The organism is Streptomyces sp. NPDC048106, assembly GCF_040706415.1.
In the GTDB taxonomy this organism is placed as follows: Bacteria; Actinomycetota; Actinomycetes; order Streptomycetales; family Streptomycetaceae; genus Streptomyces.
Genome location: NZ_JBEZND010000016.1, coordinates 119,327 through 141,905, shown reverse-complemented (window position 1 = coordinate 141,905; position 22,579 = coordinate 119,327). Strand labels below are relative to the sequence as shown.

Genomic DNA, 22,579 nt, shown 5'->3' with positions numbered 1-22,579 from the left:
GTATCAGACCGCCCTCATCAGCAGGGTCGCGGCGACCAGGAGTGCCGCGCCGCCGAACATCGAGACCGCGTAGGAGCGGGCGAAGCCGTTCTGGAGCCGGCGCAGCCGCCCGGACAGGCCGCCGAAGCCGGCCGCCGTGCCGTTGACGACCCCGTCGACCAGGCTGTGGTCGAGGTAGACCAGGGAGCGCGTGAGGTGTTCGCCGCCGCGCACCAGGACCACGTGGTTGAAGTCGTCCTGGAGGAGGTCGCGGCGGGCCGCCCGGGTGAGCAGGGAGCCCCGCGGGGCGACGGCCGGGACGGGCTTGCGGCCGTACTGCGCCCAGGCGATGCCCACGCCGATCACCAGGCAGACCATCGTGGCGATCGTGACCTCGGTGGCGCTGACCGGGGAGTGGCCCTCGCTGTGCCCGGTGACCGGCTCCAGCCAGTGCAGGAAGCGGTCGCCGATGCTGAAGAAGCCACCGCCGAGGACCGAGCCGACGGCCAGCACGATCATCGGGATCGTCATGACCTTCGGGGACTCGTGCGGGTGCGGCTCGGCGGTCTCGCCGCGGTGCTCGGCGGCGGGCTCGGCGCTCGGGGCCTCGGGCGACCGTGTCCCCCGGTTCTTCCAGCGCTCCTCGCCGAAGAACGTCATCAGCATCACCCGCGTCATGTAGAACGCGGTGATGGCCGCGCCCACCAGGGCCGCGCCGCCGAGGATCCAGCCCTCGGTGCCGCCCTTGGCGAAGGCCGCCTCGATGATCTTGTCCTTGGAGAAGAAGCCGGACAGGCCCGGGAAGCCGATGATGGCGAGGTAACCGAGGCCGAAGGTGACGAAGGTGACCGGCATGTACTTCCTGAGGCCGCCGTACCCGCGCATGTCGACCTCGTCGTTCATGCCGTGCATCACGGAGCCCGCGCCGAGGAACAGCCCGGCCTTGAAGAAGCCGTGGGTCACCAGGTGCATGATCGCGAAGACGTAGCCGATGGGGCCGAGGCCCGCGGCGAGCACCATGTAGCCGATCTGCGACATGGTCGAACCGGCCAGCGCCTTCTTGATGTCGTCCTTGGCGCAACCGACGATCGCACCGAAGAGCAGGGTGACCGCGCCCACCACCGTGACGGCGAGCTGGGCGTCCGGCGCCGCGTTGAAGACGGCCGCCGAGCGGACGATCAGATAGACGCCCGCGGTCACCATGGTCGCCGCGTGGATCAGGGCCGAGACCGGGGTCGGGCCCTCCATGGCGTCGCCGAGCCAGGACTGCAACGGCACCTGGGCGGACTTGCCGCACGCGGCGAGCAGCAGCATCAGGCCGATCGCGGTGAGCTTGCCCTGGGAGGCGCCGTCGACATGGCCGAAGACCGGGCCGAAGGCGAAGCTGCCGAACGTGGTGAACATCAGCATGATCGCGATCGACAGGCCCATGTCGCCGACGCGGTTGACCAGGAACGCCTTCTTGGCGGCCGTGGCGGCGCTGGGCTTGTGCTGCCAGAAGCCGATCAGCAGGTAGGAGGCGAGGCCGACGCCCTCCCAGCCGACGTAGAGCAGGAGGTAGTTGTCGGCGAGTACGAGCAGCAGCATCGCCGCGAGGAACAGGTTCAGATAGCCGAAGAAGCGGCGGCGCCGCTCGTCGTGCTCCATGTACCCGACCGAGTACAGGTGGATCAGCGAGCCGACACCGGTGATCAGCAGGACGAAGGTCATCGAAAGCTGGTCCAGGCGGAAGGTGACGTCCGCCTGGAAGCCCTCCACCGGGATCCAGGTCCACAGGTGCTGGATCAGGGTCCGGTGTTCCGCGTTCTTGCCGAGCAGGTCGGTGAACAAGATCAGGCCGAACACGAAGGAGGCGGTCGACAGCAGGGTGCCGATCCAGTGGCCGACGCGGTCCAGCCGCCGGCCGCCGACCAGCAGGACGGCCGCTCCGAGCAGGGGCGCCGCGATGAGCAGCGCGATCAGTTTCTCCACGATTCTCCCGACCCCTTACAGCTTCATCAGGCTGGCGTCGTCGACCGAGGCCGAGTGGCGGGTACGGAACAGCGACACGATGATCGCGAGGCCCACCACGACCTCCGCGGCGGCGACGACCATCGTGAAGAACGCGATGACCTGGCCGTCGAGGTTGCCGTGCAGCCGGGAGAAGGTGACGAACGCGAGGTTGCAGGCGTTCAGCATCAGCTCGACGCACATGAAGACCACGATGGCGTTGCGCCGGATCAGTACGCCGGTGGCGCCGATCGTGAACAACAGGCCCGCGAGATACAGGTAGTTGACCGGGTTCACTTCGACGCCTCCTCGGGCCGCTTGAACGTCTCCGGTTCGGTCGGCGTCCGCTCCAGACGCTCCTTGGAGCGCTGTTCCAGCGCCCGCAGGTCGTTGATCGCCTCCGTGGACACGTCCCGGATCTGGCCGCGTTCGCGCAGCGTCTTGCTGACGGTCAGCTCGGACGGGGTGCCGTCGGGGAGCAGGCCCGCGATGTCCACCGCGTTGTGCCGGGCGTAGACACCCGGGGCGGGCAGCGGCGGCACGTGCCTGCCCTCGCGGACGCGCTGTTCGGCCAGCTCGCGCTGGGTCTTGGCGCGCTCGGTGCGCTCGCGGTGGGTGAGCACCATGGCGCCGACGGCGGCCGTGATCAGCAGGGCGCCGGTGATCTCGAAGGCGAAGACGTACTTGGTGAAGATGAGGGCGGCGAGGCCCTCCACATTGCCGTTGGCATTCGCCTGGCCGGTGCCCGTGAAGTCGGTCAGGGAGGCGTTGGCGATCCCGGCGAGCAGCAGCACGCCGAAGCCGACCCCGCACAGCAGGGCCAGCCAGCGCTGGCCCTTGATGGTCTCCTTCAGCGAGTCCGCGGCCGTGACGCCGACGAGCATCACCACGAACAGGAACAGCATCATGATCGCGCCCGTGTAGACGACGATCTGCACGATGCCCAGGAAGTAGGCGCCGTTGGCGAGGTAGAACACCGCCAGGACGATCATGGTCCCGGCGAGGCTGAGCGCGCTGTGCACGGCCTTCCTCATGAAGACGGTGCACAGGGCGCCGATCACCGCGACGGTGCCGAGGACCCAGAACTGGAAGGCCTCACCGGTGGAGGTCGTGTAGGCGGCGAGCTGCGCGCTCATGCGTCCACCTCCTGGTCCTCTTCCTTCTCCCCCTTGGAGACGGCGACCTGGCGGACCGTGCCGGGCGCGGCCTCGGTGACCAGGCCCCGGTAGTAGTCCTCCTCGGTGGTGCCGGGGAAGACGGAGTGCGGCGCCTCGACCATGCCCTCTTCGAGGCCGGCCAGCAGCTGCTCCTTGGTGTAGATGAGGTTGGCGCGGCTGGAGTCGGCCAGTTCGAACTCGTTGGTCATCGTCAGCGCGCGCGTGGGGCACGCCTCGATGCACAGCCCGCACAGGATGCAGCGGGCGTAGTTGATCTGGTAGACGCGGCCGTAGCGCTCGCCCGGCGAGTAGCGCTCCTCGTCGGTGTTGTCGGCGCCCTCCACGTAGATGGCGTCGGCGGGGCAGGCCCAGGCGCACAGCTCGCAGCCGACGCACTTCTCCAGGCCGTCCGGATGGCGGTTGAGCTGGTGCCGTCCGTGGAAGCGCGGAGCGGTGGTCTTCTTCTGCTCCGGGTACTGCTCGGTCAGCCGCTTCTTGAACATGGCCTTGAAGGTCACGCCGAAGCCGGCCACGGGGTTCTGGAAACCGGGCTTGATCTCCTTGGGCTCCTCAGCCATCGGACGCCTCCTTTCCATCCGAAGATCCCTCTGACGAACCGTCACCGACAGTGTCGGGCCCGCCACTGACAATCAGCTCCCGCTCCCGGCGCGGGCGGCGTCTGGGCACCGGCGGCAGCTCCTGGCCGGGCAGCGGCGGCACCGGGAAGCCGCCCGCCATCGGGTCGAACCCGCCCTGGTCGGCGGCACTCTCCTCGACCGCCTGCGCCTTCTCGCGGAAGATGTCGGCGACGAAGGAGATCAGCAGCAGGGCGAGCACCCCGCCGCCCACATAGAGGGCGATGTCGGCGAAGTCGTAGTGCGCGTTACGCAGCGCCCGTACGGAGGCGACCAGCATCAGCCAGGTCACCGAGACCGGGATGAGGACCTTCCAGCCGAGCTTCATCAGCTGGTCGTAGCGCACCCGGGGCAGGGTGCCGCGCAGCCAGATGAAGAAGAACAGCAGCAACTGCACCTTGATGACGAACCAGAGCATCGGCCACCAGCCGTGGTTGGCGCCCTCCCAGAAGGTGCTGATCGGCCAGGGGGCCCGCCAGCCGCCGAGGAACAGGGTGGTGGAGACGGCGGAGACCGTCACCATGTTCACGTACTCGGCGAGCATGAACATCGCGAACTTGATGGACGAGTACTCGGTGTTGAAACCGCCCACCAGGTCGCCCTCGGACTCCGGCATGTCGAAGGGGGCGCGGTTGGTCTCGCCGACCATGGTGACGATGTAGAGGAGGAAGGAGACCGGTAGCAGCAGGATGTACCAGCGGTCGTGCTGCTGGGCCACGATGGTGGACGTCGACATCGACCCCGAGTAGAGGAACACCGAGGCGAACGCGGCGCCCATGGCGATCTCGTACGAGATCATCTGCGCGCAGGAGCGCAGACCGCCCAGGAGCGGGTACGTGGATCCGGAGCTCCAGCCCGCGAGCACGATGCCGTAGATGCCGACCGAGGCGACCGCGAGGATGTAGAGCATCGCGATCGGCAGGTCGGTGAGCTGCATCGTGGTGCGGGTGCCGAAGATGGAGACCTCGTGGTCGGCGGGGCCGAACGGGATCACCGCGATCGCCATGAAGGCCGGGATGGCCGCCACGATCGGCGCGAGGACGTAGACCACCTTGTCCGCGCGGCGGACGACCAGGTCCTCCTTGAGCATCAGTTTCACGCCGTCGGCGAGCGACTGGAGCATGCCCCAGGGGCCGTGCCGGTTGGGCCCGATGCGCAGCTGCATCCAGGCGACGACCTTGCGTTCCCAGACGATGGAGAACAGCACGGTCACCATCAGGAAGGCGAAGCAGAAGACGGCCTTGACGACGACCAGCCACCAGGGGTCGTGGCCGAACATCGAGAGGTCTTCAGCGGCGAGGTACGGGCTCATGCCTCCACCTCCTTGGGGGCCGCCCCGGCGGAGGCCGCCGGGCCGATGCGGACGAGGTTGCCGGGCTGGGCCCCGGTGTCGGAGGCGACGCCGCCGCCGACGGAGTTCAGCGGGAGCCAGACCACCCGGTCGGGCATCTCGCTGATCTGGAGCGGGAGTTCGACGGTGCCCGCGGGGCCGGTGACGGCGAGGAGTGCGCCGTCCTTGAGGCCCGCCTCGGCGGCCGTGGCGGCCGACAGGCGCGCGCGGGGGGCGCGCCGGGTGCCGGCCAGCGCCTCGTCGCCCTCCTGGAGGAGTCCCTGGTCGAGCAGCAGCCGGTGGCCCGCGAGCACGGCCTCCCCGGCGGCCGGGCGGGGCACGGCGCCCGCCTGCTCCCGGGGTTCGGCGGCGCGCGGCCCGTCCCAGGGGCCGAGCCGGTCGATCTCCGCGCGGATGGTGCGCAGATCCGGCAGCCCGAGGTGCCGGCGTCCGCCGGCGCCTTCGACGTGGTCCATCTCGTCGGCCAGCATGTGCAGCACGCGCGCGTCCGTCGGGGCGAGGCGGCGGGTCATCTGTTCCGGCTTGAGCGCGGCCTCGAAGAAGCGCACCCTGCCCTCCCAGTCGAGGAAGGTCCCGGCCTTCTCGGCGACCGCGGCGACCGGGAGGACCACGTCGGCGCGCTCGGTGACCTCGCTGGGCCGCAGCTCCAGCGAGACCAGGAAGCCGACCTGGTCCAGCGCCTGGCGCGCCCGGGCCGGGTCGGGCAGGTCGGCGACCTCGACGCCCGCGACCACCAGGGCCGCGAGGGTGCCGTCCGCGGCGGCCTCGATGATCCGCTCGGTGTCACGGCCGTAGCCCAGCGGCAGTTCGGTCAGGCCCCAGGCCGAGGCCACCTCGTCGCGGGCGCGCGGGTCGGTCGCGGGGCGGCCGCCCGGCAGCAGCGCGGGCAGCGCGCCGGCCTCCAGGGCGCCGCGCTCCCCGGCCCGGCGCGGGATCCACACCAGCCGGGCGCCGGTCGCGGTGGCGGCCCGTACGGCGGCGGTGAACCCGCCGGCGACCGAGGCCAGCCGCTCTCCCACGACGATGACGGCGCCCTCGCCGCGCAGCGCCTCGGCGGCCTGGGTGCCGGGTGCCTCCAGGCCGACCCCGCTCGCGAGCGCGTCCAGCCACTCGGGCTCGGTGCCGGGCGCGGCCGGCAGCAGGGTGCCGCCCGCCTTCTCCAGGCCCCGGGTCGCGTGCGTGGCCAGCGCGAACACCCGTTGCCGGTGCCCGCGCCAGGCCTTGCGCAGCCGCAGGAAGACGCCGGGCGCCTCCTCCTCCGACTCGATGCCGACGAGCAGCACGGCGGGTGCCTTCTCCAGGGCGGTGTACGTGACGCCCGTACCGTCGATGTCCCGGCCGCGGCCCGCCACCCGGGAGGCGAGGAAGTCCGCCTCCTCGGCGCTGTGCACCCGTGCGCGGAAATCGATGTCGTTCGTGTCGAGGGCCACCCGCGCGAACTTGCTGTACGCGTACGCGTCCTCGACGGTGAGCCGGCCGCCGGTCAGCACGCCGGCCCGGGAGCGGGCGGCGGTCAGACCGCGCGCGGCGGCCTCCAGCGCCTCCGGCCAGGACGCGGGCTCCAGGACCCCGTCGGCGTTGCGGACCAGCGGGGTTTCGAGGCGGTCCCTGAGCTGCGCGTAGCGGAACGCGAAGCGGCCCTTGTCGCAGACCCACTCCTCGTTGACCTCGGGGTCGTTGGCCGCGAGCCGCCGCATGACCTTGCCGCGCCGGTGGTCGGTGCGGGTGGCGCAGCCGCCGGCGCAGTGCTCGCACACCGACGGCGAGGAGACCAGGTCGAAGGGGCGCGAGCGGAAGCGGTACGCCGCCGAGGTGAGCGCCCCGACCGGGCAGATCTGGATGGTGTTCCCGGAGAAGTACGACTCGAAGGGGTCGCCCTCGCCGGTGCCGACCTGCTGGAGCGCGCCCCGCTCGATCAGCTCGATCATCGGGTCGCCCGCGATCTGGTTGGAGAAGCGGGTGCAGCGGGCGCACAGCACGCAGCGCTCGCGGTCCAGCAGCACCTGGGTGGAGATCGGTACCGGCTTCTCGTAGGTGCGCTTGCGGCCCTCGAAGCGGGACTCGGCGTTGCCGTGCGACATGGCCTGGTTCTGGAGCGGGCACTCGCCGCCCTTGTCGCAGACCGGGCAGTCCAGCGGGTGATTGATGAGCAGCAGCTCCATCACGCCGCGCTGGGCCTTCTCGGCGACGGGCGAGGTGAGCTGGGTGCGCACCACCATGCCGTCGGTGCAGGTGATGGTGCAGGAGGCCATGGGCTTGCGCTGGCCCTCGACCTCCACGATGCACTGCCGGCAGGCGCCGGCCGGGGCGAGCAGGGGGTGGTCGCAGAAGCGGGGGATCTCGATGCCGAGCTGTTCGGCGGCCCGGATGACCAGGGTGCCCTTGGGCACGCTGATCTCGATGCCGTCGATCGTCAGCGTGACGAGGTCTTCCGGCGGGAGGGCCGCCTCTCCGCCACCCGCGGGAGCGTTGGTGGTCACGGTCATGCGTTCACCTCCGGGCGGTCCGCCCAGGCCGTCGACTTGGCCGGGTCGAAGGGGCAGCCCCGGCCCGTGATGTGCTGCTCGTACTCCTCGCGGAAGTACTTCAGCGAGGAGAAGATCGGCGAGGCCGCGCCGTCGCCGAGGGCGCAGAAGGACTTGCCGTTGATGTTGTCGGCGATGTCCGCGAGCTTGTCGAGGTCCGACCTGGCGCCCTTGCCGGCCTCGATGTCCCGCAGGAGCTGCACCAGCCAGTACGTCCCTTCGCGGCAGGGCGTGCACTTGCCGCAGGACTCGTGGGCGTAGAACTCGGTCCAGCGGGTGACGGCGCGGACCACGCAGGTGGTCTCGTCGAAGCACTGGAGGGCCTTGGTGCCGAGCATGGAGCCCGCGGCGCCGACGCCCTCGTAGTCGAGGGGCACGTCGAGGTGTTCGGCTGTGAACATCGGCGTGGAGGAGCCGCCCGGCGTCCAGAACTTCAGCCGGTGCCCGGGGCGCATCCCGCCGCTCATCTCCAGGAGCTGGCGCAGGGTGACGCCGAGCGGGGCCTCGTACTGGCCGGGGCTCGCGACATGGCCGCTGAGCGAGTAGAGCGTGAAGCCCGGGGACTTCTCGCTGCCCATCGCCCTGAACCAGTCCTTGCCGTTCTTCAGGATCGCGGGAACCGACGCGATGGACTCGACGTTGTTCACCACGGTCGGACAGGCGTAGAGCCCTTCGACGGCGGGGAAGGGGGGACGCAGCCGCGGCTGGCCGCGGCGGCCTTCGAGCGAGTCGAGCAGCGCGGTCTCCTCGCCGCAGATGTACGCGCCGGCGCCGGCGTGCACGGTGAGGTCGAGGTTCAGTCCGCTGCCGAGGATGTTCTCGCCGAGGTAGCCCGCCGCGTAGGCCTCGCGCACGGCCTCGTGCAACCTGCGCAGCACCGGGACCACTTCGCCCCGGAGGTAGATGAAGGCGTGCGACGACCTGATGGCGTAGCACGCGATCACGATGCCCTCGATGAGGCTGTGCGGGTTCGCGTAGAGGAGCGGGATGTCCTTGCAGGTGCCCGGCTCCGACTCGTCGGCGTTGACGACCAGGTAGTGCGGCTTTCCGTCGCCCTGCGGGATGAACTGCCACTTCATGCCGGTCGGGAAGCCCGCGCCGCCGCGACCGCGCAGGCCGGATTCCTTGACGTAGGCGATCAGGTCGTCGGGCGGCATGGCGAGCGCCTTGCGCAGCCCCTCGTACCCTTCGTGCCGCCGGTAGACGTCCAGGGACCAGGAGCGGTCCTCGTCCCAGAAGGCCGACAGCACGGGTGCGAGCAGCTTCTCGGGGCTGGAGTCCTTGAGTTCGGCTGCCACGCTCATCACTCCCCCTCCTCTTCGGCCTGGCGGGAGGTCGGCCCGTCCTGGGGTTCCTGTCCGCGGGGATGGACCACGCGCGCGGGTGCGGGCTCGCCCTTGGCCAGGCGCAGCCCCGCCAGCGAGGCGGGTCCGGCGCTGCCGCCCTCCTCGACGGCTCCGGGCCGCTCGTCGGGGAAGCCCGCCAGGATCCGGGCGGTCTCCTTGAAGGTGCAGATCCGCGCCCCGCGCGTGGGCTGTACGGGCCGGCCGGCGCGCAGGTCGTCCACCAGGTCCCGGGCGGTGGCGGGGGTCTGGTTGTCGAAGAACTCCCAGTTGACCATCACGACGGGCGCGAAGTCGCAGGCCGCGTTGCACTCGATGTGCTCCAGGGTGACCTTGCCGTCGTCGGTGGTCTCCCCGTTGCCGACGCCCAGGTGTTCCTGGAGGGTCTCGAAGATCGCGTCGCCGCCCATCACCGCGCACAGCGTGTTGGTGCACACCCCGACCTGGTAGTCGCCGGAGGGCCGGCGCCGGTACATGGTGTAGAAGGTGGCCACCGCGGTGACCTCGGCCGTGGTCAGGCCGAGCATCTCCGCGCAGAACCGCATTCCGGTGCGCGTGACGTGGCCCTCCTCGGACTGCACGAGGTGGAGGAGCGGCAGCAGGGCGGAGCGGGAGTCCGGGTAGCGCGCGATCACCTCGCGCGCGTCCGCCTCCAGGCGGGCCCGTACGTCGTCCGGGTAGGCGGCCGCGGGCGGTTCGGGCATGCCCAGGCTGACGCCGTGCTCCGAAGAAGAGGTGGTCACCGGTCGACGCCTCCCATCACGGGGTCGATGGACGCGACGGCGACGATCACGTCGGCGACCTGGCCGCCCTCGCACATCGCCGCCATGGCCTGAAGATTGGTGAAGGACGGGTCACGGAAGTGGACCCGGTAGGGGCGGGTGCCGCCGTCGGAGACCACGTGCACGCCGAGTTCGCCCTTGGGGGACTCGACGGCCGCGTAGGCCTGGCCCGGCGGGACCCGGAAGCCCTCGGTGACCAGCTTGAAGTGGTGGATCAGGGCCTCCATGGAGGTGCCCATGATCTTCTTGATGTGGTCGAGGGAGTTGCCGAGTCCGTCCGGGCCGAGGGCGAGCTGGGCGGGCCAGGCGATCTTCTTGTCGGCGACCATGACCGGTCCGGGCGCCAGCCGGTCCAGGCACTGCTCGACGATCCCGAGCGACTGGCGCATCTCCTCCAGCCGGATCAGGAAGCGGCCGTAGGCGTCGCAGCTGTCGGCGGTCGGGACCTCGAAGTCGTAGGTCTCGTAGTCGCAGTACGGCTGGCTCTTGCGCAGGTCGTGCGGCAGGCCGGTGGCGCGCAGGATCGGTCCGGTGGCGCCGAGGGCCATGCAGCCGGCCAGGTCGAGATAGCCGATGTCCCCCATGCGGGCCTTGAAGATGGGGTTCCCGGTGGCGAGCTTGTCGTACTCCGGGAGGTTTCGGCGCATCTTCTTGACGAACTCGCGGATCTGGTCGACCGCGCCGGGCGGCAGGTCCTGGGCGAGTCCGCCGGGGCGGATGTACGCGTGGTTCATCCGCAGGCCGGTGATCAGCTCGTAGAGGTCGAGAATCATTTCACGATCACGGAAGCCGTAGATCATGATGGTGGTCGCGCCCAGCTCCATGCCGCCGGTGGCGATGCACACCAGGTGGGAGGAGAGCCGGTTCAGCTCCATCAGGAGCACCCGGATGATCTTGGCGCGCTCGGTGATGTCGTCCTCGATGCCGAGGAGCTTCTCGACGGCGAGACAGTAGGCGGTCTCGTTGAAGAAGGACGTCAGGTAGTCCATGCGCGTGACGAAGGTGGTGCCCTGCGTCCACGTGCGGAACTCGAGGTTCTTCTCGATGCCGGTGTGCAGGTAGCCGATGCCGCAGCGGGCCTCGGTGACCGTCTCGCCCTCGATCTCCAGGATCAGCCGGAGCACCCCGTGGGTGGAGGGGTGCTGGGGACCCATGTTGACGACGATCCGCTCGTCGTCGGCGCGGGCCGCGGACTGGACGACCTCGTCCCAGTCGCCACCGGTGACCGTGTAGACGGTGCCCTCGGTGGTTTCCCGGGAGGCTGCTGACTGGGTGCTGCTCACGAGTACGACCTCCGCTGGTCCGGAGCCGGGATCTGGGCGCCCTTGTACTCGACGGGGATGCCGCCGAGCGGGTAGTCCTTGCGCTGCGGGTGGCCCTGCCAGTCGTCCGGCATCATGATCCGCGTCAGGGCCGGGTGGCCGTCGAAGACGATTCCGAAGAAGTCGTAGGTCTCGCGCTCGTGCCAGTCGTTGGTGGGGTAGACGGAGACCAGGGACGGGATGCGCGGGTCGGCGTCGGGGGCGCTGACCTCCAGCCGGATCAGCCGGTTGTGGGTGATCGAGCGCAGGTGGTAGACGGCGTGCAGCTCGCGGCCCTTGTCGTGCGGGTAGTGCACCCCGCTGACGCCGGTGCACAGTTCGAAGCGCAGGGCGGGGTCGTCGCGCAGGGTGCGGGCGACGCGGAGCAGGTGCTCGCGCTCGATGTGGAAGGTGAGTTCGCCGCGGTCCACGACCGTCTTCTCGATGGCGTTGTCCGGCAGCAGGCCCTGTTCCTCCAGGGCGCCCTCCAGCTCGTCGGCGACCTCGTCGAACCATCCGCCGTAGGGGCGGTTCGCCGGGCCCGGCAGGCGGACCGAGCGGACCAGGCCGCCGTAGCCGGAGGTGTCGCCGCCGTTGTTGGCGCCGAACATGCCGCGCTGGACGCGGATCTCCTCGCCGCCCTGGCCGCGCCGGCCGGGGAGGTTGGAGGCGGAGAGGTCCTTCTCGGGGTTCACCCCGTTCGCCCCGCCGCCGTGGGTGCCGTTCGCGTCGCTCACCGCAGCAGCCCCTTCATCTCGATGGTGGGCAGGGCCTTGAGCGCCGCTTCCTCCGCCTCGCGGGCCGCTTCCTCGGCGTTCACGCCGAGCTTGGAGGACTGGATCTTCTGGTGGAGCTTGAGGATCGCGTCCATCAGCATCTCGGGGCGGGGCGGGCAGCCGGGGAGATAGATGTCGACCGGGACGATGTGGTCGACGCCCTGGACGATCGCGTAGTTGTTGAACATGCCGCCGGAGGAGGCGCACACGCCCATGGAGATCACCCACTTGGGGCTGGGCATCTGGTCGTAGACCTGCCGCAGGACCGGCGCCATCTTCTGGCTGACCCGGCCGGCCACGATCATCAGGTCCGCCTGGCGCGGTGAGCCGCGGAACACCTCCATACCGAAGCGCGCGAGGTCGTAACGGCCAGCGCCGGTGGTCATCATCTCGATGGCACAGCAGGCCAGGCCGAAGGTCGCGGGGAAGACGGATGACTTGCGCACCCAGCCCGCGGCCTGTTCGACGGTGGTCAGCAGGAAGCCGCTCGGCAGCTTTTCTTCGAGTCCCATGTCTTATAAGGCCCCTCAGTCCCATTCCAGGCCGCCGCGCCGCCATACGTACGCGTACGCGACGAAGACGGTGAGCACGAAGAGCAGCATCTCCACGAGCCCGAAAAGCCCCAGGGCGTCGAAGGTGACGGCCCAGGGGTAGAGGAAGACGATCTCGATGTCGAAGACGATGAAGAGCATCGCCGTCAGGTAGTACTTGATGGGGAACCGCCCGCCGCCGGCCGGCGTGGGGGTCGGCTCGATACCGCACTCGTAGGCTTCGAGCTTGGCGCGGTTGTACCGCTTCGGACCGATCAGCGTGGCCATGACCACGGAGAAGATCGCAAAGCCTGCCCCGAGGGCTCCCAGTACGAGGATGGGCGCATACGCGTTCACCGCTCCTCGCTCCTCTCAGTCGGCACTGACTGCTGGCGGTTTCACCGGGCTCACATCCGCCCCACCGGCACCACGAACCCCGCTTGTCCCGGCGAAGATCGAGAACATGTGAAGCAGGTCACAAGCCCAACTGCCTCGCATCTTATGCCCGCCGATCTGTGATCTGCGACACGGGGTATTCCACAAGCTTTGTGATCTCCACCACCTGACGAAGGATCATGAAGTCGGATGATGGGTGATCTTCGCACGCGAAGCGTTCAGTTGATCACCAGAAGTGACATTCTCGCCCGTCACCGCAGGCCAAGAGGGGCGTCTCAATATCAAGAGAGTTCACCTGCATGCAAATTGGCGCTGGACACTCGATCTTGATAGTGGATCTCGTTCACACATCAGGGGGAGACGGGTGGTGCGGTGTGGACGGGAGGGAAAGTGCGTGCACACGTTCACGAGCCGCACACGCGCGAGACGTCGACCCCCGGACGGCCGTTCCGTGACCTCGGTCACAGTCACAGCCGCCTCTCAGGAACCGGGCTTGGCCAACCACCCCAACCGGTGGTAGGCGTGGGGCAATTCGGACTTAATGATCAAAGACCGTGATCAAGGGCTTGATCACGGGCGTCCGCAATGTCCGTTACGGCGTCAATAAGGAGCGACACGCCCGAGGTTTGAGGTCTCGATTGGGCAACTGTGGCGCAGCCCACGTTTCTTGAAGATACGGAGGAGCCCCTGATACCGGTTGTTCCCATGTCCCACACCGCTCACATACGCAGCCACCGGAAGCCCCGCCGCAGCGCGTCGTCCCTCGCGATGCGGGCCGGAGTTGCCGGTGGCGTCCTCGGAACCCTGGCCGTCGCCGGGGCAGCCGGTTCGGCCAGCGCCGCCGAGCCGGTGACGCAGACCCTCGAACTGCCCACCCTGACGGCCGACCTGGCCGCGCAGGCGGCCCAGTCCGCGGACGCCACCCAGCAGGCCGCGGCGAACTACCAGCTCCAGGCCGAGCGCGACGCGGCCGCCGCGAAGGCCGCGAAGCAGGCCAAGGCGGACCTCGCCGACGCCAAGAAGAAGGCCGAGGCCAAGAAGAAGGCCGAGGAGGCCGCGGCCCGCCAGGAGGCCGCCGCGCGCGCCTCCCGCAGCACCGCCCGCACGACCCTCGCGGCCAGCGGCTCCGGCTCCACCGCCGCGAGCACCAGCACCAGCACCAGCTCCTCCACGGCCACCGGCTCCGCCGCGGCCGTCGTCAGCTTCGTGAAGTCGCAGCTCGGCAAGGCCTACGTGTCCGGCGCCACCGGCCCCTCCGCGTACGACTGCTCGGGCCTGGTGCAGACCGCCTTCAAGCAGGTCGGCGTGAGCCTGCCGCGCGTCTCCCAGGACCAGTCGACCGCCGGCACCCAGGTCTCGCTGAGCAACCTCCAGCCGGGCGACATCCTGTACTGGGGCAGCGCGGGCAGCGCGTACCACGTCGCGGTGTACGTGGGCGGCGGCATGTTCGTCGGCGCGCAGAACCCGTCGGACGGCGTCGCGGAGCACCCGCTGTCGTACGACGAGCCGACGGGCGCCGTGCGGGTGCTCTGAGGTATCCCGTACCGTTTCGCACACGTGAGGCGCCTCGCGCCTCGCGCAGGGCCGCAGCCGCTCGGGGGCAGCGGCCCTGCGGCGTTCCCTGGCATGCTCGGGCCCGGAGCCGCCGTACGGCGGTTTCGTCCACGAGTGAAGGAGAAGACGCGATGCCACGCGTGTTCGTACAGGGCGCCCCTGTCGCCGAGTTCCCCCGGTACGCCCCCGAGGCCGGGCGCGGAGCGGTGCGCCGGATCACCGAGGTCGGCGAGGCGGTGCTGCACAAGCCGTGCCGGGACGTCACGGAGTTCGGGCCCGACCTCGCGGCGCTCGTCGACGACATGTTCCGCACGATGTACGTCGCCGAGGGGGCCGGGCTCGCGGCGAACCAGGTCGGGGTCGATCTGCGCCTCTTCGTGTACGACTGCGCCGACGACGAGGGAAACCGGCATGTCGGACACATCGTCAATCCGGTGCTCGAATCACCCCTCGGCGGCCGGCGGCTGCTGGACGAGGGCGAGGGGTGCCTGTCGGTGCCGGGCGCGGTGATGGCCGTACCGCGGCCGGACCGGGCGGTGGTGCGCGGCCTGGACCGGGACGGCCGGGCGCTCACCGTGGAGGGCACGGGCTACTTCGCCCGGTGCCTCGCGCACGAGACGGACCACACCGACGGGTACCTCTACCTGGACCGGCTGGCCAAGCGGGAGAAGAAGGACGCGCTGCGGCAGATGGCGGACCGGCGGGAAGAGGTCTACGCCCGCCGGACCGCCAAAGAGGCCGCGCTCGACGCCTGATCAGGCCTTCGGGGTCACCTTCGTCAGGCCGTTGATGATCCGGTCCATGGCGTCGCCGCCCGTCGGGTCGGTGAGGTTCGCCAGCAGCTTCAGGGTGAACTTCATCAGGACCGGGTGGGTCAGGCCGCGCTGGGTGGCGATCTGCATGACCTTCGGGTTGCCGATGAGCTTCACAAAGGCGCGGCCGAGGTTGTAGTAGCCGCCGTAGGTGTCCTTGAGGACGCGCGGGTAGCGCTGGAGGGCGATCTCGCGCTGCGCGGGCGTGGCCCGCGCGTGGGCCTGCACGATGACGTCGGCGGCGATCTGGCCGGACTCCATGGCGTAGGCGATGCCCTCGCCGTTGAAGGGGTTCACCAGGCCGCCGGCGTCGCCGACCAGCAGCAGACCGCGGGTGTAGTGGGGCTGGCGGTTGAAGGCCATGGGCAGGGCGGCGCCGCGGATCGGCCCGGTCATGTTCTCGGGGGTGTAGCCCCAGTCCTCGGGCATGGAGGCGCACCAGGCCTTGAGGATCTCGCGCCAGTCCAGTTCCTTGAAGGCGGCGGAGGTGTTGAGGACGCCGAGGCCGACGTTGGAGGTGCCGTCGCCCATGCCGAAGATCCAGCCGTAGCCGGGCAGCAGCCGCTCCTGGGCGCCGCGCCGGTCCCACAGCTCCAGCCAGGACTCCAGGTAGTCGTCGTCGTGGCGGGGCGAGGTGAAGTACGTGCGCACCGCGACGCCCATGGGGCGGTCCTCGCGGCGGTGCAGGCCCATCGCGAGGGACAGCCGGGTGGAGTTGCCGTCGGCGGCGACGACGAGCGGCGCGTGGTAGCTGACCTCGCGCTTCTCCTCGCCGAGCTTGGCCTTCACACCGGTGATGCGGCCGGTGCGCTCGTCCACGATCGGCCCGGAGACGTTGCAGCGCTCGTACAGCCGCGCCCCGGCCTTCTGGGCGTTTCGGGCCAGGATCTCGTCGAAGTCGTCGCGCTTGCGCACGAGTCCGTAGTTCGGGTAGGCCGCGAGGTCCGGCCAGTCCATCTGGAGGCGGGAGCCGCCGCCGATGATGCGCAGGCCCTTGTTGCGCAGCCAGCCGGCCTCCTCGGAGATGTCGATGCCCATGGCGACGAGTTGCTTGACCGCGCGGGGCGTGAGGCCGTCGCCGCACACCTTCTCGCGCGGGAACTCCGTCTTCTCCAGGAGCAGGACGTCGAGACCGGCCTTGGCGAGGTGGTACGCGGTCGCGGAGCCGGCTGGCCCCGCGCCCACGACGATCACATCGGCGGAGTGGTCGGAGAGGGGCTCGGTCACGGCGGGATCTCCCCAAGTTCGAAATCTGCGTGCCGACCGGCACTGGACATGGGCAGTCTATTCAGCGGAATAGATCACCCGGCTGAAGGGCTGCCCTGTGAACCGATCTCTCCCCGCGATACGGCTGCGCGTCCCGACCCACGAGGACGCGCTCGCCTGGCACCGCCTCTTCGCCGACCCCGAGGTGATGGAGTTCTTCGCCGGCGGGCCGGCCGCGCTGTCGGTGTACGAGGAACTCACCGCGCGCCAGCGGCGGCACGACGCGGAACTCGGCTACTGCCTCTGGACCGTGCTGGACGAGTCCGGCGAGGCCATCGGGTTCACCGGTGCCCAGCCCTGGCCGCGCGACTGGGGCCCGGTCGGCGCGACGGAGATCGGCTGGCGGATCGGCCGGGCGCACTGGGGCAAGGGGTACGCCACCGCCGCCGCGCACGAGACCGTGGCGCGGGTACGGGCGGCGGGGGTGCCGGAGGTGGTGGCGGTGGTACGACCGGGCAACGAGCGTTCCATCGCGGTGGTCCGGCGCCTGGGCATGCGGGCGGCGGAGAGCTACCCGCACCCGGTCCTGGACGAGGACTCGCTCTGCTTCCGGCTGACCCTCAACTCCCCTACTGGTGACGCAGAGTAGCCGTCTGTCACAGTACGACACCGGATCCTTCCGGCGGGACCGCACCGGGGTTACCCTGCCAGTACCGCTGGGGGTGACATCTGTGCACGCAACACCCAAAACACCCGACGTGCGTGTGCCACGGCTGGTCGGTCTGATGGCCGTGGACGCGCGCGAGACCGCCCGGGCGCGGGGCCTGTTCCTGGCCGCCCCGGACCGTCCGGACTTCCACCGGGCGGTCGTGGACTACGTCGTACGCCAGTACCCGCAGCCCGGTGCGGAGGTGCCGGCGGACTCGCTGGTGTACGTGTGGTTCGACTTCGCGGAGGGCGAGGGCGGCGGGGGCGTGCGCGAACCACGCGTCCCCCGGCCGCCGACGGGCGGCCTCCAGCGCGAACTGGGGGAAGCGGGGGACGCGTTCGAGATGATCGGCCGGTGAGGTCCGGCGGGACCTTTGGCGGCCGTCCGGGCGCTCAGTCCTTGAAGCCGCGGTGCAGGGCGACCACACCGCCCGTGAGGTTGCGCCACGCCACCCTGGACCAGCCGGCCTCGCGGAGCCGTCCGGCGAGGCCCGGCTGGTCGGGCCAGGCGCGGATGGACTCGGCGAGGTAGACGTACGCGTCCGGGTTCGAGGACACCGCGCGCGCGACCGGGGGCAGGGCGCGCATCAGGTACTCGGTGTAGACGGTCCGGAAGGGCGTCCAGGTCGGGTGCGAGAACTCGCAGATCACGACGCGTCCGCCGGGCCGGGTCACCCGGTACATCTCCCGCAGCGCCGCGTCCGTGTCCTGCACGTTGCGCAGGCCGAAGGAGATGGTCACGGCGTCGAAGGTGTCGTCCTTGAACGGCAGCTTCGTCGCGTCGCCCGCCGTGAACGGCAGCCAGGTGTGGCGCTTCTTGCCGACCTGGAGCATGCCGAGGGAGAAGTCGCAGGGCACGACGTACGCGCCGGTGCGGGCGAAGGGGAGGGAGGAGGTGGCGGTGCCGGCGGCGAGGTCCAGGATCTTCTGCGCGGGGCGGGCGTCCACGGCCGCCGCGACTTCCTTGCGCCAGCGGCGGTCCTGCCCCAGGGACAGCACGTCATTGGTCAGGTCGTACCGTTCCGCCACGTTGTCGAACATCGAGGCGACTTCGTGCGGCTGCTTGTCCAGGGATGCGCGGGTCACCCGGCCATTGTCGCAGCCCGGTCCCGCGGGACGGCTTCGGGGCGGGCGTGTCCGGGTCTTCGCCGGTGGCCCGGCGGGCCGGGTCAGCGACGCCGGTACAGCAGCCGGCCCCCGATCACCGTCGCCACGCACGTCCCCGCCCCCCGTTCGGCGAGTTCCGCCTCGTCCGCGACGTCGAAGACGGCGAACCGCGCGGCGGAACCCGGCTCCCGGCGCGGAGGCGTCCGCGGCGGGAGCCCGTACGCCAGCGGGTCGAGGGACGGCACCCCGCCGGGACGGCCCGTACGGCCCACGATGTCCAGCCCGGTACGCCGTACCGCGTCCGCGACCGCCGGTCTGCGCAGCGCGTCGCACGCCACGGCCACCGTGCCGTGCGCCAGCATCCGCTGCACCCCCCGCCGCGCGCTCGCGCCCCACCGCACGTCGTCCAGGGCGAGCGCGGCCAGCGCGTCCCCCGTCAGCGGCTCGGTGCCCAGTTCCCCGGCCTCCCGGGGATCGGGGTGGTACGTCTCCTCCAGCAGCTCGGTGCCGTGGAGGTTGACGAATCCGGACGTGAGGATGCCGGGCCACTGCCGCACCCGCGCCCGCGGGTACGCGTCGGCCAGCTCCGCCAGGTCCCCCGCGCCCACGACCCGTTCGCCCTCGACGGCGAGCGCGTGCCCCCGGGAGTCGGCGTGAATCGTCAGCACGGCGCGCTCAGTTGGCGGGGAGCAGCTTCAACTCGGGGTGGGCGGTGCCGCCCTCGATCGCCGTGGAGGAGATGTGCGAGACGACGCGGTCGTCGACGGGGTCGTTCGCCGGGTCGTCGTGCACGACGAGGTGCTCGTACGTCGTCGCGCGCTGCGCCGGCACCCGGCCCGCCTTGCGGATGAGGTCGATGATCTCCAGGCGGTTGGAGCGGTGCTTCGCGCCGGCCGAGGAGACCACGTTCTCCTCCAGCATGATCGAGCCCAGGTCGTCCGCGCCGTAGTGCAGGGAAAGCTGGCCGACCTCCTTGCCGGTGGTGAGCCAGGAGCCCTGGATGTGCCGGACGTTGTCGAGGAACAGCCGGGCGATGGCGATCATCCGCAGGTACTCGAAGAGGGTCGCCTGCGTACGGCCCTTGAGGTGGTTGTTCTCGGGCTGGTACGTGTACGGGATGAACGCGCGGAAGCCGCCCGTGCGGTCCTGGACGTCACGGATCATCCGCAGGTGCTCGATGCGCTCGGCGTTGGTCTCGCCGGTGCCCATCAGCATGGTGGAGGTGGACTCCACCCCCAGGTTGTGCGCGGTCTCCATGATCTCCAGCCAGCGCTCGCCGCTCTCCTTGAGCGGGGCGATGGCCTTGCGCGGCCGCTCCGGCAGCAGCTCGGCGCCGGCGCCGGCGAAGGAGTCGAGACCGGCCGCGTGGATCCGGGTGATGGCCTCCTCGACCGACACCCCGCTGATCCGGGCCATGTGCTCGACCTCGGACGCGCCCAGCGAGTGGATCACCAGCTGGGGGAAGGCGTCCTTGATGGCCTTGAAGTGCTTCTCGTAGTACTCGACGCCGTAGTCCGGGTGGTGGCCGCCCTGGAACATGATCTGGGTGCCGCCCAGTTCGACGGTCTCCGCGCAGCGGCGCAGGATGTCGTCCAGGTCGCGGGTCCAGCCCTTGTCCGTGTCCTTGGGGGCCGCGTAGAAGGCGCAGAACCGGCACGCCGTGACACACACGTTCGTGTAGTTGATGTTGCGCTCGATGATGTACGTCGCGATGTGCTCGATACCGGCGTACTCGCGGCGGCGTACGGCGTCGGCGGCCGCGCCGAGCGCGTGCAGCGGGGCGTCGCGGTAGAGGGCGACGGCCTCTTCCGGGGTGATCCGCCCACCGGCGGCGGCACGGTCGAGGACGGACTGGAGGTCGGCCTTCTCGGTCACCGGGGCTGTCCCTTCGTAAGGGGTGTGGACGGACCGGACCAGACTACGACAGCGCCGTATACGCGCCGATCAGCACCCCGGCGAGCGTCCCGCCCAGCAGGAACGGCCCGAACGCGACCCCTGTCTTGCGCGAGGCCTTCCGTACGACGACGAGCGCACCGCCGTACAGGGCACCCGACAGGAACGCGGCGAACGTGCCGAGCAGCACCACGGGCCATCCGTACCACCCGAGCGCGGCCCCCATCCCCAGGGCCAGTTTCGCGTCCCCGAACCCCATCCCGGCCGGGTTCAGCAGGTGCAGCACCCCGTACGCCACGCCGAGTACGGCCGCCCCGGACAGCGCGGTGAGCCAGTGCCCGGCATGCCCGGGAAGGAGCGAGGCGAGGCCCAGCAGCGCGAGGGCGGCGGCGGCGAGCGGCAGGGTCAGCACGTCGGGCAACCGCCGCACCCGGACGTCGACCACGCCGAGCAGCACCCCCACCGGCGCGAGCGGCAACCACACCGCCAGCTCGGGCCGGGCGCCGGTCGCGGCGGCGAGGGCGGCACAGACCAGGGCGGTGAGGGCGGGCACCAGGAGACCGGCGGCGGACGCGCACCGCGGGCACGCCGTACGCCCCAGCCACCCCCGGATCACGTGCCCGTCCGCGCACCGCGCACGCCACGGCTCCTCCTCCGGCACGGCCAACCGGTAGGCGGCCCTGGGCAACAGCACCCCCGCGAGCGCGCCCCACAGCGCGGCGGCGACCCACAGCGGCACGTCACCCATCCCGGCCCGACCAGCACATGGGCCGAGAACCGGTCGAGTCTGAGATCCTTCGTCGCGCCATGGCGGGTGTCCTGGGTCGTACGGCCGGGAGAAGTCGTGCTCGGGACGCTGAGAGCGTACCGAGGTCCTGGGGCGGCGCCGCTACTGAACACATCTTCGATTGGTGGGCTGTGAGAACAACGGAACGGTTGTCCAGAGGAGCCGTGGTCGCTGCCGTGGCGGCCTTGGCGGTCACCACGGGTTGCGGAGGGTCCGGGGGCGACGGCAAGGATCCCCAGTCGGTGGTGAAGAAGGCGCGGTCGCTCGCGCAGGAGACACTCGAAGCGGTCCGCCCCGCCATCGGATCGGCCGACACGTCGGTCGACGGCGGCAGTTGGGAGAAGTGCCCGACCGAGGCACCGGGCCCGGACAGGTTCAGCTACGGGTACGGCCTGAGGCTCGACGTCCCGAAGGCCGCGTCCCGGCCGGTCCTGGACGCGGCGAAGGCCCACTTCGTCAAGGCCGGTTACACACTCGACGCCCCCGACCCGAACGCGGCCAGGGTCGGGGGAAAGCTCCCCCAGTCCGAGTGGTGGGCCGGGGTGGGCGTGCAGAACGAGTCGTCCATGTTCATAAGCATCGGCTCGGGATGCGTCCCCATGTCCTCCGACCCGAGGTAGGACGGCCTGAGCCTCCGGCCGCCTAGCCGGCCTTCGTCAGCACGGCCACCGGGTGGCCCTCCGGCTCGCTGTCCGAGGTGTACTTCAAGTCGTCGCCGACCGGGGTCAGTTCGATCTGGTGGGGGGCGGGGTCGCAGCCGGGGTGGTTGTCCTTCGCGCCCACCGAGGTCACGAGGAGCCGGGTTCCGGTGACCTTCTTCAGGGTGAGGAGGTCGGTGCAGACGGCGCCGATCTGGTCGGTCTGGCGCAGTCGCCCCAGGGACTGGCCCACGCGGGCCTGGTGGACGGTGACGCGGAAGGTGCCCATGGGGAGGGTGCCGCCGAGGCCGGTGGCCCGGCCCTCCCAGGTGCCGAGGTAGCGGGCGGGGACCGCGCCGGGACCCGTGGTCTCGCCGCCGCCGACGGAACCGCCCTGGGAAGGGTCGGTGGGGGCCGCGGAGGGCTCGGGCTCGGCGTCGCCGGGGGCCGGGGAGTCGGCCGGGGAGTGGGGGGCGCCGCCCGCCTCGCTGGTGTGGCCGCCGTCGGACCACGGGCGCAGCAGGGCGCCGGCCCCGACGGTCACCAGGGCCAGCGCACCGGCGACCGCGAGCGCCACCGTGCAGCTGATCCGGCGGCCACCGCCGGTCCCCGCCGGGGACGCGCTCGCCGCCACGCTCACCGAGAGCTTCCCGGGACGCGCCCCGTCCCCGTCCCGGGGAGTGGGGACGACGGTCGGCGTACCGGGCACGGGGGCGGGGGTCGATATACCGGCGGCGGGGGCGTAGGCAGGCGGGGCCGGGAACGCGGGGGCGGGTGTCGAGGGGCCGCCCGGATCGCTCAGGGGAGGCACCGGACCCATCACCGGGGCAGGTCCGAACTCCCCCGCCCCCGCACCACCGACCGACGGCCCGGCGACACCGACCGGCCCCGCACCACCCACCGACGGTCCGTCGAAGGCCACCGGGCCCGAACCGTCCGCCGACGACCCGGCGACACCAACCGATCCCGCACCACCCACCGACGGCCCGGCAAAAGCCACCGGGCCCACACCATCCGCCGACGACCCGGCGACACCAACCGATCCCGCACCACCCGCCGACGACCCGGCAAAAGCCACCGGGCCCACACCATCCGCCGACGACCCGGCGC

The 22,579-nt window shown here is 70.9% G+C and carries 23 protein-coding genes; 5 read left to right on the top strand and 18 right to left on the bottom strand.

The window, feature by feature from the left end; genetic code table 11:
- Positions 1 to 3: 3 nt before the first annotated feature.
- Genes nuoL through AB0927_RS18745 form a run of 12 tightly spaced genes read right to left on the bottom strand, consistent with a single transcriptional unit; the run spans position 4 to position 12,725 of the window.
- A complete protein-coding gene (nuoL, locus tag AB0927_RS18800) occupies positions 4 to 1,950 on the bottom strand; it encodes an NADH-quinone oxidoreductase subunit L (protein WP_366668723.1) in 1,947 nt (648 codons plus the stop codon).
- Positions 1,951 to 1,965: 15 nt separating this feature from the next.
- Positions 1,966 to 2,265 (bottom strand): NADH-quinone oxidoreductase subunit NuoK, encoded by a 300-nt coding sequence (gene nuoK / locus AB0927_RS18795; protein ID WP_366668722.1) that lies wholly within the window; start codon positions 2,263 to 2,265, stop codon positions 1,966 to 1,968.
- On the bottom strand, positions 2,262 to 3,104 hold the full coding sequence (locus tag AB0927_RS18790) for an NADH-quinone oxidoreductase subunit J (protein WP_366668721.1): 843 nt from the start codon (positions 3,102 to 3,104) through the stop codon (positions 2,262 to 2,264). The genes nuoK and AB0927_RS18790 overlap by 4 nt, the downstream gene beginning before the upstream one ends.
- A complete protein-coding gene (nuoI, locus tag AB0927_RS18785; RefSeq protein WP_366668720.1) occupies positions 3,101 to 3,703 on the bottom strand; it encodes an NADH-quinone oxidoreductase subunit NuoI in 603 nt (200 codons plus the stop codon). Before nuoI ends, AB0927_RS18790 begins: the two co-directional genes overlap by 4 nt.
- Positions 3,696 to 5,072: an NADH-quinone oxidoreductase subunit NuoH gene (gene nuoH, locus AB0927_RS18780; protein ID WP_366668719.1), complete on the bottom strand. Its 1,377-nt coding sequence runs from the start codon at positions 5,070 to 5,072 to the stop codon at positions 3,696 to 3,698. The genes nuoI and nuoH overlap by 8 nt, the downstream gene beginning before the upstream one ends.
- The gene (locus AB0927_RS18775; RefSeq protein ID WP_366668718.1) at positions 5,069 to 7,597 is read right to left on the bottom strand and encodes an NADH-quinone oxidoreductase subunit G; all 2,529 of its coding nucleotides are present in this window, start codon (positions 7,595 to 7,597) and stop codon (positions 5,069 to 5,071) included. The genes nuoH and AB0927_RS18775 overlap by 4 nt, the downstream gene beginning before the upstream one ends.
- On the bottom strand, positions 7,594 to 8,943 hold the full coding sequence (nuoF, locus tag AB0927_RS18770; RefSeq protein ID WP_366668717.1) for an NADH-quinone oxidoreductase subunit NuoF: 1,350 nt from the start codon (positions 8,941 to 8,943) through the stop codon (positions 7,594 to 7,596). The genes AB0927_RS18775 and nuoF overlap by 4 nt, the downstream gene beginning before the upstream one ends.
- Positions 8,940 to 9,722, bottom strand: coding sequence for an NADH-quinone oxidoreductase subunit NuoE (gene nuoE, locus AB0927_RS18765; protein WP_366668716.1), 783 nt, complete (start codon positions 9,720 to 9,722; stop codon positions 8,940 to 8,942). The genes nuoF and nuoE overlap by 4 nt, the downstream gene beginning before the upstream one ends.
- Positions 9,719 to 11,044, bottom strand: a complete 1,326-nt coding sequence (locus AB0927_RS18760) for an NADH-quinone oxidoreductase subunit D (RefSeq protein WP_366668715.1) — start codon at positions 11,042 to 11,044, stop codon at positions 9,719 to 9,721. The genes nuoE and AB0927_RS18760 overlap by 4 nt, the downstream gene beginning before the upstream one ends.
- Positions 11,041 to 11,799 carry an NADH-quinone oxidoreductase subunit C gene (locus AB0927_RS18755; RefSeq protein ID WP_366668714.1) on the bottom strand — a complete coding sequence of 253 codons (759 nt, stop codon included), beginning with the start codon at positions 11,797 to 11,799 and terminating at the stop codon, positions 11,041 to 11,043. The genes AB0927_RS18760 and AB0927_RS18755 overlap by 4 nt, the downstream gene beginning before the upstream one ends.
- A complete protein-coding gene (locus tag AB0927_RS18750) occupies positions 11,796 to 12,350 on the bottom strand; it encodes an NADH-quinone oxidoreductase subunit B family protein (protein ID WP_177148523.1) in 555 nt (184 codons plus the stop codon). Before AB0927_RS18750 ends, AB0927_RS18755 begins: the two co-directional genes overlap by 4 nt.
- A 15-nt stretch (positions 12,351 to 12,365) precedes the next feature.
- Positions 12,366 to 12,725: an NADH-quinone oxidoreductase subunit A gene (locus AB0927_RS18745; RefSeq protein ID WP_030494815.1), complete on the bottom strand. Its 360-nt coding sequence runs from the start codon at positions 12,723 to 12,725 to the stop codon at positions 12,366 to 12,368.
- 744 nt (positions 12,726 to 13,469) lie between these two features.
- On the opposite strand from AB0927_RS18745, the gene AB0927_RS18740 reads away from it, so the two are divergent.
- Both AB0927_RS18740 and def read left to right on the top strand, forming a co-directional pair.
- Positions 13,470 to 14,297 carry a C40 family peptidase gene (locus AB0927_RS18740; protein WP_366668713.1) on the top strand — a complete coding sequence of 276 codons (828 nt, stop codon included), beginning with the start codon at positions 13,470 to 13,472 and terminating at the stop codon, positions 14,295 to 14,297.
- A 152-nt stretch (positions 14,298 to 14,449) separates the two neighbouring features.
- Positions 14,450 to 15,073 (top strand): peptide deformylase, encoded by a 624-nt coding sequence (def, locus tag AB0927_RS18735; protein ID WP_366668712.1) that lies wholly within the window; start codon positions 14,450 to 14,452, stop codon positions 15,071 to 15,073.
- Here the strand turns inward: def and AB0927_RS18730 are convergent, their stop codons facing one another.
- A complete protein-coding gene (locus AB0927_RS18730) occupies positions 15,074 to 16,357 on the bottom strand; it encodes a geranylgeranyl reductase family protein (RefSeq protein ID WP_366668711.1) in 1,284 nt (427 codons plus the stop codon).
- Positions 16,358 to 16,454: 97 nt separating this feature from the next.
- On the opposite strand from AB0927_RS18730, the gene AB0927_RS18725 reads away from it, so the two are divergent.
- Both AB0927_RS18725 and AB0927_RS18720 read left to right on the top strand, forming a co-directional pair.
- Complete coding sequence (locus AB0927_RS18725; RefSeq protein WP_366668710.1) at positions 16,455 to 16,985, top strand: GNAT family N-acetyltransferase; 531 nt, start codon at positions 16,455 to 16,457, stop codon at positions 16,983 to 16,985.
- 109 nt (positions 16,986 to 17,094) lie between these two features.
- On the top strand, positions 17,095 to 17,403 hold the full coding sequence (locus AB0927_RS18720) for a PASTA domain-containing protein (protein ID WP_366668709.1): 309 nt from the start codon (positions 17,095 to 17,097) through the stop codon (positions 17,401 to 17,403).
- Positions 17,404 to 17,437: 34 nt separating this feature from the next.
- On the opposite strand, the gene AB0927_RS18715 is transcribed toward AB0927_RS18720, so the two are convergent.
- The 4 genes from AB0927_RS18715 to AB0927_RS18700 form a co-directional block, all read right to left on the bottom strand.
- Positions 17,438 to 18,130 (bottom strand): demethylmenaquinone methyltransferase, encoded by a 693-nt coding sequence (locus tag AB0927_RS18715; RefSeq protein WP_366668708.1) that lies wholly within the window; start codon positions 18,128 to 18,130, stop codon positions 17,438 to 17,440.
- Between the two features lie 83 nt (positions 18,131 to 18,213).
- On the bottom strand, positions 18,214 to 18,819 hold the full coding sequence (locus AB0927_RS18710) for a hypothetical protein (protein ID WP_366668707.1): 606 nt from the start codon (positions 18,817 to 18,819) through the stop codon (positions 18,214 to 18,216).
- A gap of 7 nt (positions 18,820 to 18,826) precedes the next feature.
- A complete protein-coding gene (gene mqnC / locus AB0927_RS18705) occupies positions 18,827 to 20,026 on the bottom strand; it encodes a cyclic dehypoxanthinyl futalosine synthase (RefSeq protein ID WP_366668706.1) in 1,200 nt (399 codons plus the stop codon).
- A gap of 43 nt (positions 20,027 to 20,069) precedes the next feature.
- The gene (locus AB0927_RS18700) at positions 20,070 to 20,792 is read right to left on the bottom strand and encodes an A24 family peptidase (RefSeq protein WP_366668705.1); all 723 of its coding nucleotides are present in this window, start codon (positions 20,790 to 20,792) and stop codon (positions 20,070 to 20,072) included.
- Between the two features lie 203 nt (positions 20,793 to 20,995).
- On the opposite strand from AB0927_RS18700, the gene AB0927_RS18695 reads away from it, so the two are divergent.
- Positions 20,996 to 21,451 (top strand): hypothetical protein, encoded by a 456-nt coding sequence (locus AB0927_RS18695; protein WP_366668704.1) that lies wholly within the window; start codon positions 20,996 to 20,998, stop codon positions 21,449 to 21,451.
- Between the two features lie 22 nt (positions 21,452 to 21,473).
- On the opposite strand, the gene AB0927_RS18690 is transcribed toward AB0927_RS18695, so the two are convergent.
- Entirely contained in the window at positions 21,474 to 22,178 is a 705-nt protein-coding gene (locus tag AB0927_RS18690) for a hypothetical protein (RefSeq protein ID WP_366668703.1), read from the bottom strand.
- Between the last annotated feature and the right edge of the window lie 401 nt (positions 22,179 to 22,579).

Excerpts from the sequence above, each read along its gene's own strand:
- AB0927_RS18790 (WP_366668721.1), bottom strand. The coding sequence starts at position 3,104 with ATGAGCGCGCAGCTCGCCGCCTACACGACCTCCACCGGTGAGGCCTTC.
- nuoI (WP_366668720.1), bottom strand. The coding sequence starts at position 3,703 with ATGGCTGAGGAGCCCAAGGAGATCAAGCCCGGTTTCCAGAACCCCGTG.
- nuoH (WP_366668719.1), bottom strand. The coding sequence starts at position 5,072 with ATGAGCCCGTACCTCGCCGCTGAAGACCTCTCGATGTTCGGCCACGAC.
- AB0927_RS18775 (WP_366668718.1), bottom strand. The coding sequence starts at position 7,597 with ATGACCGTGACCACCAACGCTCCCGCGGGTGGCGGAGAGGCGGCCCTC.
- AB0927_RS18750 (WP_177148523.1), bottom strand. The coding sequence starts at position 12,350 with ATGGGACTCGAAGAAAAGCTGCCGAGCGGCTTCCTGCTGACCACCGTC.
- AB0927_RS18740 (WP_366668713.1), top strand. The coding sequence starts at position 13,470 with ATGTCCCACACCGCTCACATACGCAGCCACCGGAAGCCCCGCCGCAGC.
- def (WP_366668712.1), top strand. The coding sequence starts at position 14,450 with ATGCCACGCGTGTTCGTACAGGGCGCCCCTGTCGCCGAGTTCCCCCGG.
- AB0927_RS18700 (WP_366668705.1), bottom strand. The coding sequence starts at position 20,792 with ATGGGTGACGTGCCGCTGTGGGTCGCCGCCGCGCTGTGGGGCGCGCTC.